The sequence below is a fragment of the Microcoleus sp. CAWBG58 genome (assembly GCF_020883045.1).
Classification (GTDB): Bacteria; Cyanobacteriota; Cyanobacteriia; order Cyanobacteriales; family Microcoleaceae; genus Microcoleus.
Genome location: NZ_JAHRFA010000143.1, coordinates 1 through 10,073, shown reverse-complemented (window position 1 = coordinate 10,073; position 10,073 = coordinate 1). Strand labels below are relative to the sequence as shown.

The 10,073-nt window shown below is 43.1% G+C and carries 10 protein-coding genes and 2 pseudogenes; 2 read left to right on the top strand and 10 right to left on the bottom strand.

What is annotated here, in order from left to right:
* Positions 1-177 precede the first annotated feature (177 nt).
* Positions 178-273 (top strand): annotated as a pseudogene (locus QZ918_RS33210) (WGxxGxxG-CTERM domain-containing protein); the annotation flags it as partial.
* Positions 274-429: 156 nt separating this feature from the next.
* Here QZ918_RS33210 and QZ918_RS32190 read toward each other — a convergent pair.
* The 6 genes from QZ918_RS32190 to gor all read right to left on the bottom strand — a co-directional run bounded on the left by QZ918_RS32190 (position 430) and on the right by gor (position 5,389).
* Positions 430-1,137 (bottom strand): ROK family protein, encoded by a 708-nt coding sequence (locus QZ918_RS32190; RefSeq protein WP_293342943.1) that lies wholly within the window; start codon positions 1,135-1,137, stop codon positions 430-432.
* A gap of 164 nt (positions 1,138-1,301) precedes the next feature.
* Complete coding sequence (locus QZ918_RS32185) at positions 1,302-1,991, bottom strand: YqiA/YcfP family alpha/beta fold hydrolase (RefSeq protein ID WP_293342940.1); 690 nt, start codon at positions 1,989-1,991, stop codon at positions 1,302-1,304.
* Between the two features lie 221 nt (positions 1,992-2,212).
* Positions 2,213-2,701: a Spy/CpxP family protein refolding chaperone gene (locus QZ918_RS32180; protein ID WP_293342937.1), complete on the bottom strand. Its 489-nt coding sequence runs from the start codon at positions 2,699-2,701 to the stop codon at positions 2,213-2,215.
* Between the two features lie 24 nt (positions 2,702-2,725).
* Complete coding sequence (locus tag QZ918_RS32175; protein ID WP_293342934.1) at positions 2,726-3,157, bottom strand: hypothetical protein; 432 nt, start codon at positions 3,155-3,157, stop codon at positions 2,726-2,728.
* Positions 3,154-3,768 (bottom strand): sigma-70 family RNA polymerase sigma factor, encoded by a 615-nt coding sequence (locus QZ918_RS32170; RefSeq protein ID WP_293342945.1) that lies wholly within the window; start codon positions 3,766-3,768, stop codon positions 3,154-3,156. The genes QZ918_RS32175 and QZ918_RS32170 overlap by 4 nt, the downstream gene beginning before the upstream one ends.
* Positions 3,769-4,045: 277 nt before the next feature.
* Positions 4,046-5,389, bottom strand: a complete 1,344-nt coding sequence (gene gor / locus QZ918_RS32165) for a glutathione-disulfide reductase (protein ID WP_293342931.1) — start codon at positions 5,387-5,389, stop codon at positions 4,046-4,048.
* Positions 5,390-5,808: 419 nt separating this feature from the next.
* Between gor and QZ918_RS32160 the strand changes: the two genes are divergently transcribed.
* Entirely contained in the window at positions 5,809-6,000 is a 192-nt protein-coding gene (locus tag QZ918_RS32160; protein ID WP_293342928.1) for a hypothetical protein, read from the top strand.
* Here QZ918_RS32160 and QZ918_RS32155 read toward each other — a convergent pair.
* The 4 genes and pseudogenes from QZ918_RS32155 to QZ918_RS32135 all read right to left on the bottom strand — a co-directional run bounded on the left by QZ918_RS32155 (position 5,987) and on the right by QZ918_RS32135 (position 9,183).
* Positions 5,987-7,355: pseudogene (locus tag QZ918_RS32155) on the bottom strand (IS4 family transposase). The gene QZ918_RS32160 and the pseudogene QZ918_RS32155 overlap by 14 nt on opposite strands.
* An 838-nt stretch (positions 7,356-8,193) precedes the next feature.
* Positions 8,194-8,883, bottom strand: coding sequence for an ISL3 family transposase (locus QZ918_RS32145; RefSeq protein WP_293187234.1), 690 nt, complete (start codon positions 8,881-8,883; stop codon positions 8,194-8,196).
* 11 nt (positions 8,884-8,894) lie between these two features.
* Positions 8,895-9,077, bottom strand: a complete 183-nt coding sequence (locus QZ918_RS32140) for a helix-turn-helix domain-containing protein (protein ID WP_293337128.1) — start codon at positions 9,075-9,077, stop codon at positions 8,895-8,897.
* Positions 9,040-9,183, bottom strand: a complete 144-nt coding sequence (locus QZ918_RS32135) for a transposase family protein (protein ID WP_293337130.1) — start codon at positions 9,181-9,183, stop codon at positions 9,040-9,042. Before QZ918_RS32135 ends, QZ918_RS32140 begins: the two co-directional genes overlap by 38 nt.
* Positions 9,184-10,073: the final 890 nt, after the last annotated feature.

The window sequence follows — 10,073 nt, the reverse complement described above, 5'->3', positions numbered from 1 at the left end:
ACTGGTATGAAGTCCAAAGGAATTTATTCACTTCAGTTATACGTGAGCATATTTTGGCAAACCTGAGCCGTGATGGTATCGTCTAGAATACATAGATGATATTTTTTGTCAATGCGTAAGTCCTATCAAGTTATTTTAGACACAACTCCCTTTCAATAAAGCAAAGGGGACAACAATCATTGGGGTGCTTTGGGTTTGTTGGGCATCCTCGGTTTGGCAAATCTGTTTCGCAAGGATGAACCCAAAAAGTACCGCGATCCGATGGGCGAATAATTTTAAAAACGGCTGTCGCACAAGCCAGAAACCCCATCAACTGTCTGTCTTGGACGCAGAAACCGGGTTTTTTACGAAACTACTGGATTATTGCCTTTAATCCTGACAAAAAACCCGGTTTGTTTGATGTTGACGGACACTTTTGCAAGAAAATTACTAATCGCGCCACAAAGCAATTCCGCCCAACAAACCGCTGACATTCGGTACTATTTTAACTTGTGGCGGTAACTCAAAAACAATTTTTTTGGTATTGCCGCCGCCGATGTAAAGGCGATCGCAGTTAAAGAGATTTTGCAGGTAGACGAGGGCTTTTTCCAGACGGCGGTTCCATCTTTTAGTACCTACGGTATCTAAGGCGGATCGCCCTAATTGCTGTTCGTAAGTTTCCCCTTTACGAAACGGGTGATGTCCTAATTCTAGATTGGGTACCAAGATACCATCGACAAATAAACCAGAACCGAAACCGGTGCCGAGAGTAATTACTAATTCTACTCCCGTTCCAGCAATTGCTCCCAATCCTTGAATGTCGGCATCGTTAGCCACTCGCACAGGTTTTCCCAATCGATCTTTGAGGGTAGTTGCTAGGTCAAAATCGATCCAAGATGGATCTAAATTGACTGCGGTTTTGATGATGCCGCGGGACACGACGCCGGGAAAACCGACGGATACTCGGTCAAATTCGCCTTGTCCGCTGGCCAAAGAGGCGATCGTCTCTAATACGGGTTCCGGCTTCGGGGGTTGAGGCGTTTCTAAACGGCTGCGTTCCGTTTGGGGTTCACCTTCAGCGTCCAAAACCATAACTTTGATGCCACTTCCGCCAATGTCAACGGCTAAGGTGCGAGTCGATTTATCTTGTTCAGTCATTTGATTTTTGAAACTAGCAAGTTGGTGAGTAGATTTGAGATTTTAGACTTGAGATTTTAGATTTACTCCACACAGAAATTTTGGAGTTTAAACGTTGTCTAAAATTTTTGTTTTTTCACGACTTAAGTCGGAAGATTGTATCCATTTTTGGGGATTGTCAAATTTTAATTTTTGAATTGGCAAAACTTTTGCATCGCTTCCCAAATTTCCGCTAGGACATTTCCCAAAGAATGATCGTCCTCTAGTTCGATTAATTGCACCCATGGACGATTATCTGAAAAACTTCTGCTAGCTTGAATCGGTACGATCGTATCATGCTTGCCGTGCAGAATTAACGTCGGAACCGATCGCATTAATTTTTCTTCAGGGTATTGAGCCATATCTGTCACAAACTCATAATTCAACGGCAAATAGCGCTGTTCGCCGTAGTGGTAAACTGGCAAATATTTCTCAGACTGCCACTTTTCTAACTGTTGCTGTCCCAACTGTGGCAGCCAATGGGAGAGAAATTGAAAAGCCGGTGCTAACAAAACTATTTGTTTTATTGATAATTGTCGCTGGGCCAGCCAAGCCGCTGTCAGCCCGCCAAAACTCGACCCAATGATGGTAACTTCCCCTAAATTTTTTACATTTTCTACAGATTTGGAGGATTGGGTTTGCAGAAATTCTGTTTCTATTTGGTCTAATTGGCGCGTGAGAGTGAGGCGCGAAAAATCATTGTAATTGAGATCGGGAGTTTTCAGGTCAATTCCTAGGGAAGAAAAGCGATCGCGGAAATATTTAGCCTTAGTTGAATCTGGACTTGAAGCAAATCCGTGTAAATAAATGTAACTAGAATCGTTTTGTAGATTCATCCAGAAAATTTGATGAGATTTACCAACTAATTATTTTAACTTAAATTAGACATCTTGCTCTCATTAGGGAAACAGTAGTAGGGTGCGTCAGCTCTTTCTCGATACCCGCCTAAAAATTATGCTCATCGCTGACGCACCCTACAATATCTATTCTCAAACTGGCGACTGCACGCCGGACAAATTAATTTTTTAGTAGGGTGTGCAGTCGGTAGCAGTGTAGATTATTGAGATTTTTGGATGTTTTGTCTCCGGGCTTTAGCAGCTTCCCTGCGCTGCTGCATCATTTGGGAAAACTGGGTGCGTTGTTCGGGTGTCAGCACTTCTCGCATGGCCAATGTACTTTCAAATTGTATCTCTTCTAACTGCTGCCTCAATCCCATGATTTGGCGGTGTTTGTCGCGGATTTGGCTGACGTTTGCCGTCGTACCCGACATCATTGTTTGCAATTCTTGTCTGGCTTGGCGGACTGCTTGCATTCGCTGGGAAAGTTGGTCTTTGTAGCGATCGCGAACAGCCTGCATTTTCTGCTTTTGCTCCGCACTTAAATTTAGTTTTTCAAACAGCCCGTTCTCTTTGCCACCAACTCGATTGGGAAGCTGGTTTTGGGCAATTATTTCTGGTTGAGCGGGGTTGGGAGCGGCGGTTGCAGCGGCTGTAGTACCGAGGGTTAACATTAAAACTGCCACAGCAGAAAATTGGCGCATTGACATGAAAAATTACCTCTTTAAGATTAGTTAATTTGTTGGCGGTTCGATATCAGCAGCAACAGGGAAATCAAATAAGTCTGTTTGCGGGCGATCGCTAATAGTTGCTGTGTGGGAATCGTTCAATACACCCTCCCAATTATTTACCAGAAATGCTTCCAAGTGAGCTGCTTCATCCGCCTGTAATTGTGCGGTAACTAGGACGCGATAGCCCGAACCAAAAACTAGCAAGCTAGCGACGATCGCAGCCGGAAAACTCCACTTGGGAAAACGGAGGAATTTTGAACTTTTACTAGACTCTGCAAATCGCGAATCTCCGAGACGATTTAGCTCTGTCTCCCTGTCGTGCATATCTATTGCTGCTAAAACTCTTTGCTCGAAATCGGGGTCAGCGTCCGGAACTTTTGGGATATTTTGCTTCAAGAAATTCACTAATTTTTTGTCGCTATTTTCATCGTTCACAGTTCGTCAACCCCCTGTTTTTGCAAAAATTGTCGCATGGAATTTCGGGCATAAAACACCCGAGATTTCACAGTCCCCGCTGGCAGTCCCAGGATTTGGGCTACTTCTTTTTGCGGGATGTCTTCTAAGTCGTGCAGCACCAAAACACTGCGGTGTTCAAAGCTCAATTGCTCCAGTCCTCGCTGCACTAAATCTTGATAGTGCAACTGCATCAAGCCGGATGTGTTATTATTGGAAATAACACTATCCATTGTTTCTTGATTTTTGAGTTGGGAGTCAAAAGAATGCTGTTTGGCAAATGCTTGTCTTTGGTCGGATGCCACATTCCAAGTAATGCGATACAGCCAAGTTGAAAAGTTTTCCTGTTGTTTGAGTTTGGGTAATCCTTTCCAGACTCGCAGAAATACTTCTTGGGTTAAGTCGTCTAGAAGTGATGAACCGCAGAGTTGGTAAAGGGTTGACCTGACTTTTTGTTGGTAGCGTTGGTAAAGGTGACGAAAGCAAGTGCGTGAAGCGAAGCTATCCCGTAGGGAATCGCCCTTTAAACACCGATCGACTAAGTAGGAGTCGGAACAATCATCGATTAAAACATTGGCTGACACACCTAACACCTGTGAAGTATCCCTCACCTGTTCGTTATCTGAAGCGTTTAGACAGGAGATGTGCGAAAAAGGTTCAAAGGATTTAAAATTCTTTTTTTGTGAGGTGGTGGGTGGAGCGGACGGGTGATATCGTGTCCGGTCGATTGACCGCAATAAGATGGGTTCGTAGTGCGGACTTCAGTCCGGATTATGCGGACTGAAGTCCGCACTACGAACACAGACACTCACGCGACGGGAGCGGGTTTCCGAGGGAGGGAAACGGCAATGCCGCATCCCGATTTAAGATTTATCGCAGAGTCACAAACTCTTCAGCAGTCGAGGGGTGAATGCCGATCGTCGAATCGAAATCTTTCTTGGTAGCTCCCATATTAACGGCGATCGCCATTCCTTGAATAATCTCGCCCGCGTCTTTCCCAACCATGTGCACGCCCAAAACTTTGTCAGTATTAGTTTCAACAACTAACTTGACAAAAACCTTTTCATCTGCACCTGTCAAAGCGTGAAACATCGGCCGAAACTTGGCTGTGTAGCACTTAATTGAGTCGGGAAATTTGGCTCTAGCCTGCTCTTCAGTTAAGCCGACTGTACCCGCTTCCGGCTGGGAAAATACCGCTGATGCGACATTTTCGTGACTGATTGCTCTCGGATTGTTGCCAAATTCGGTATCTGCAAAAGCGCGTCCTTCGGCGATCGCAATTGGCGTTAAATTGATCCGGTTGGTGCAATCTCCGACAGCAAAAATGTGCGGTTGATTGGTGCGGCTGTCTTTGGTAACTGCGATCGCACCTTTCTCGGTTTCAACTCCCGCATTCTCCAAACCCAGTTTTTCCAAATTGGGCGATCGTCCAGTAGCGCACAAAACCGCGTCTACTGTCAAGGTTTCTTGAGATTCTCCCCACAATTTTAACTTTAAGCCTTCAGGAGTTTTCTCTATCCATTCGATCGAGCTTCCTGTGACAAAATTGATGCCGTGCTTAACCATTCCTTCTTGGACGTTGGCGCGAAGTTCTTCGTCAAAGTAGTGCAAAATGCGATCGCGCCGAATGATTTGTGTCACCTCACTTCCCAACCCGTTCATAATGCAAGCAAATTCAACGCCGATGTAGCCGCCGCCCAAAATTGCCAACCGTTTCGGCTGCTCTTTTAATAAGAAGATTTCGCGGGAAGTGATCGCGTGTTCGATACCGGGAATATCGATTCTATGAGCTTCGCCGCCGACAGCAATTAAGATTTTAGCAGCGGTGTATTTTTTGTCACCAACTTCGACAGTGTGGGGGTCGATAAATTTGGCATATCCTGAGATTAATTCAACTCCGGCTTTTTCGAGAAAGCTGATGTGGAGTTTGCTGAGTCGTCGCACTTCTGTATCTACAGTGGTGACGAGTTTTTCCCAGTTGAAGCTGGTTTCTACAGGGCTCCAACCGTAGCCGATCGCATCTTCGTACAAATGCGAAAATGTGGAAGCGTACACCATCAGTTTTTTGGGTACACAGCCGCGAATGACGCAGGTGCCGCCTACTAAGTCATTTTCGGCGATCGCCACCTTCGCCCCGTAGGATGCCGCCCGCTTAGAGCTCGCCAATCCGCCAGAGCCTGCACCTATCACAAACAAGTCGTAATCGTAGGTCATAATTGTCGCTAGTTTCCTGTCTCAATTTTAGCCATTTTGCGCTTTACTTTTTTTAATGATATCTCAAAAAAAACTTCGTTTTTTGGAGGGGAGATTGCTTTACTTCTTGCAGTTGACATGATATCATTTAATAATGGAAATATGTGCATTAAATTTAAAATTTCTCACACTCCCATTATTAGAGTATAGCACAAGCAACTGGCAAAAAACATAAAAAATGTAACTATTTTTGGGCGGCCGCCGATGGAGAAATTGCTGGTTGTAGCTGAGTATCGATCCCCCTAAATCCCCCTTAAGAAGCTATGCTTTATAAACATCTTTCTTAACAAGAAATTTGACAAAAGTAACTACTTGTGTAGGAGCCATTGGGGATCTCGCTTCTGATTGAATGGCAATTATCCTGCAAAAAATGTTCATTGATGTCTGCCTCTTGCAATGAGTTTGCTCAAGGGATCTGGGGGTTTTTCCCGAATGCACATTTTGGACAAACAGCAAAAGAATGTTTTTCTGCCATTGGCGGCGGTTTGCCAAAATTATCACTTACGTCATCAACACAATTTGTCATCACAGCTATTTTCACCCTGGCAAAATACCAATTCAAGTTGTTTTAAGTTGATTAAATAGCAGCCAACCCATCATAATATCATCCAATCTTCTCAATCCACGCCACAAGGTCTTAACTCCCGGAAAACCATCATGTTTTCTTCCCAAAAAACCTCCCAGTTTAGCAATCCAACCAACCGCTTCTCCTAAAGTCGGCGGGTAAGGATGAGGATAACTTTTGTGATGAATTGTTGCATAAAGAGCCTGCCATTCCGGAGGCTTTAACATAATTTCACAACTGACATCTGTCTCGCTACGAGCTAGATAAGTAATATAAAGTAAACGCCACGCTACAATAGAATAGGTAGCTAGAGCCATTTCTAACCTTGATGCTGTTTCTAATTGTAGCTTCTCAATTCCACAACCACTTTTTAATACATAATGATAGCGCTCAATCAGCCAACGATAACTATACCATCTCACATAAGTAGTCACATCCTCAATACAAGTAATAGGTAAATTTGTCACTAGCCACCATTCAATTGCTTCCGACTCAGAAGGTGGCTCGGATTCTCTAACTAAAATAACTTGCAGTTGAATCGGAGTTAATTTCTCTTGTTTGGGACGATTTTGAGGAGGTTGAATAGTTAAGGTTTTATACCTAATAGTTAAAGTCGCTTCTCGTGATGGTCGAGTCGGGTTACGCTTCAATTCCACAGTCATTGTGGCTTGCGGTTCGACCAATTCCATCTCTTCTTTAAGATGGTTGGATGAGGACTCTAAACATCTGTTTTGAGTAGCTCGAATCAAAAAATATGCCCCTTCACGGTTCGCACAGGCAAACAAGTCATAAAAGTCGGCTTCTCGGTCAGCAATTGTGACTACTTGTTGTGAATCCGGGATGATAGATAAAGTGTTTTTTAAAGCATCAAGCCATCTTTGACTCTCTTTTTCTTCAGTTGGTTTTTGAGAACGTTGAGCAGCTTTACCTAAAGATTTTTCTTCTCTAGCCCAGACATATTGGTCGATAATGCCTAATGGTAGCCCCTCTGTTGTTGCTACCAAAGTTGAGTGTACTTTCAATCCATGAGCATATTTATTATCAAGATATCCGACTCCTTTGACTGCTTCATGCGTAGTATAATTTAATTCGGTTGTATCCTGTATTGCCAAGATAATTTTATGATTTTTAATTCTTTCTAGTGTCGCATCTACGTGTCCTTTCCTAAGCTTCGTGGGGTTTTATATATGGTGAATCCCAGAAATCGTAAGTAGCCTTAGTTTCTGCCCACGTTCCACTAGCTTCTGGGACGCTAGATTCTGGCTTATTGCTCAAATTAGAAACAATTTTCATGAATCTATTTGTCCTTCTTGCATCTCCCAATTGAGTTTTTTCTAATTCTTCCCTTACCCATTGATTGATCATTTTAACCTCATTCCTGGGCGATCGCCCGATCGTTTAACAGCACAGATGTTGATTTTTGTCAACTTTATTGTTAAGAAAGATGTTTATAAAGCATAGCTTAAGAAGGGGGACTTTGAGAAGAATCTTGTCCCCCCCTTTTTCAAGCTACCGTGTACACACAACTTGCCAAAACCTGGCTGTGTCTGACACAACCCTTAGTCGGCAAGGTTTTTAGACAATCGAGATCGTTATCAATAGTTTTAAATTATTGATAATGGGTGACGGGAAATCAAGGATTAAAAAAATAAATTTCCGTTTTTTTTGGGTCAATTGATTTCCAACTCGACTTGTGTGTACACCGTAGCCTTTTTCAAGGGGGGCTAGGGGGGATCTGGCCTAATCGTAGCGACAGAAAACCGACACTATTTTTGGGCAGCCACTGATGAGGGAATTGCTGGTTGTAGCTGAAGTCTCGATCCCCCTAAATCCCCCTTAAGAAGACCCACTTTGAGAAGAATCTTGTCCCCCCCTTTTTCAAGGGGGGCTAGGGGGGATCTGGCCTAATCGTAGCTACAGAAAACCTATACTATTTTGAGGCGGCCGCTGATGAGGGAATTGTTGGTTTTAGCTGAAGTCTCGAGGGAGCATCCCACTTTTTAACTAAGCAGAAGTACCGAGTTTGATCTGGTTATTTAAATATGCACATCTCAGTCTTAAAATTTGAGGCACATTTTTTTCGTTCCACTGTGCACCTACAATCTTAATTCTTGCTCCAATCTGTTTTATTAAAGACTCTACAGCTCCCGAACCAATGTCAATGCCCTGGGTTCTTCTGGAGTCAAGGTGATAAGCAAACCTAATCAGAAAAGCAAGCTAATAGCCTTGCTCGAAAGTTATCAAAGTTCATAAAGCCATAGGCTTGTCGCTTAATCAACTTAATTCGATTGTTAATTCCCTCCATCACGCCACTCGTGGTTCGGTTCAAAAAATAGTTGCAGATTCCATCCAGATGATTACGAATCGTTGTGAGAACATCACAGTAAACCGAACGAGCTTTTTTTAGCCATGCAAGGAGTTGCTCTTTCCCAGCTTCGACAGTCTCAGAACGTTCAAAAATATCTCTGAACTCTTCTTTGAGTTCATAAGCCAGTTTCAACCGTTTTGAATGCTTTAAGATGTCTGCCAGTTTGACCTTCTGCTCCTCGGTCAAATCTACCCCGTTCTTGAGGAGAATGAATTTACTCCCTTTGAGGGTCATTTGAGTTTGCTTGCGTACTTTATTTAACTCTTCATTGACTGGTTTCATCACGTGAAATCGATCAAATACAATCCGCGCCTTGGGAAACACTTCTTGAACCACTTTGGGAAAGCCTCCCCACATATCAACACTCACTTCTTCGACTTGTTCACGCAGCTCAATCGGTTGCTGCTGAAGCACTTTGATGATGTCATCCTGTTTGTGACTATCAATCACCTCAACCAATTTTCCACGGTCAATATCGGCAACAACTGTGGCAAAATCTTGATGCCCTTTGCGTTTACTAATTTCATCAATACTCAGACGAGTAACCGTTCCCCAGTCTGCTTTTTTGATCGATCAAACCTATGATTGAAAATCCCCTGTACTTGATCCCAACTTAAATTTTCCTCTTGGCTAACTTGTTCGATGGTGGTTGCTTGAACTCGCTGATAGATATGATTCTCATAGCGTTGGGTATATCGACCTTGGACAATCGACAAAGTTCAAACTTTCCGTAAAGTATTTCTGACAAGTCCTACAGTAAAATTGGCGACGCGGAACTTTCAGATAAACTGGTTGACCGAAAATCGATAGATCCCGTATCAATACAGGTCTGTTTTGATTTAATTGAGCCCTCGGACGCTGGCAGTATCGACAATTACTTTCAACAGTGAAGGAGGCGGAGTTTCAAGATAACCTCAGGTGCGAATTGGATGCAACTTTCAACAGTAACATCGGGTAGATTAAGCAGTCTGTCAAGATGAAGATCCATACGGTAGAAATCAATTAGTAGTATCTCATTATACACTTTTCACCAAAAAGCCAGAAGAGCCATGCCCTGAATAAAGATAATTTTGGTAATCTGGGATTCTTGATTGATGTTTTACCAGATATTTCTGGAACTTTTCACTCCCTTTACTCGTAACTCCTACAAATTCGGCTATAGCTTCTAATGTTGACCCTTCCCACAGTTTGTGAAAGCGCTCTCCTCAGTCGTTTGAGCGAACCTCCTACTTTATGTAAATTTTCTATTCCCCTGATACCAATCTAGTACCTCTCTTCTTTGTTCTCTAGTCCCAATTTGATTAAATAGATTCCACACTCCATCATGACCATCTCCCAAACAAGTTATTGCTTCACTCTTGATTTGGCTATTTACCCACGCCACTAAATCTGGATTATTTTGAAAGAAGGCTGCTCCTACTTGACTATGTACCTTACTCCGGACAGTTTTAGATCTAAGGAGAGTATCTCAAACCTTTGATGGCTATAGGGATGAGTATTTTTTCAATCTTTAACTCTAGCCCGCTCGTTTCAAAAAAACATTAAAAATGCCAGGGCTTACGCTGTAACGCTTACAGAGTCGTTCAAACCCACATTCCGCACCCCCAACTGGCACATACACTGCTTGAGGGGGTAAAAGTGAATTATCCGAGATAATAGTGAGTAAAAACACCCAGAAATCTGTGCAATTATCGCATCACCCAGTTAGGGAT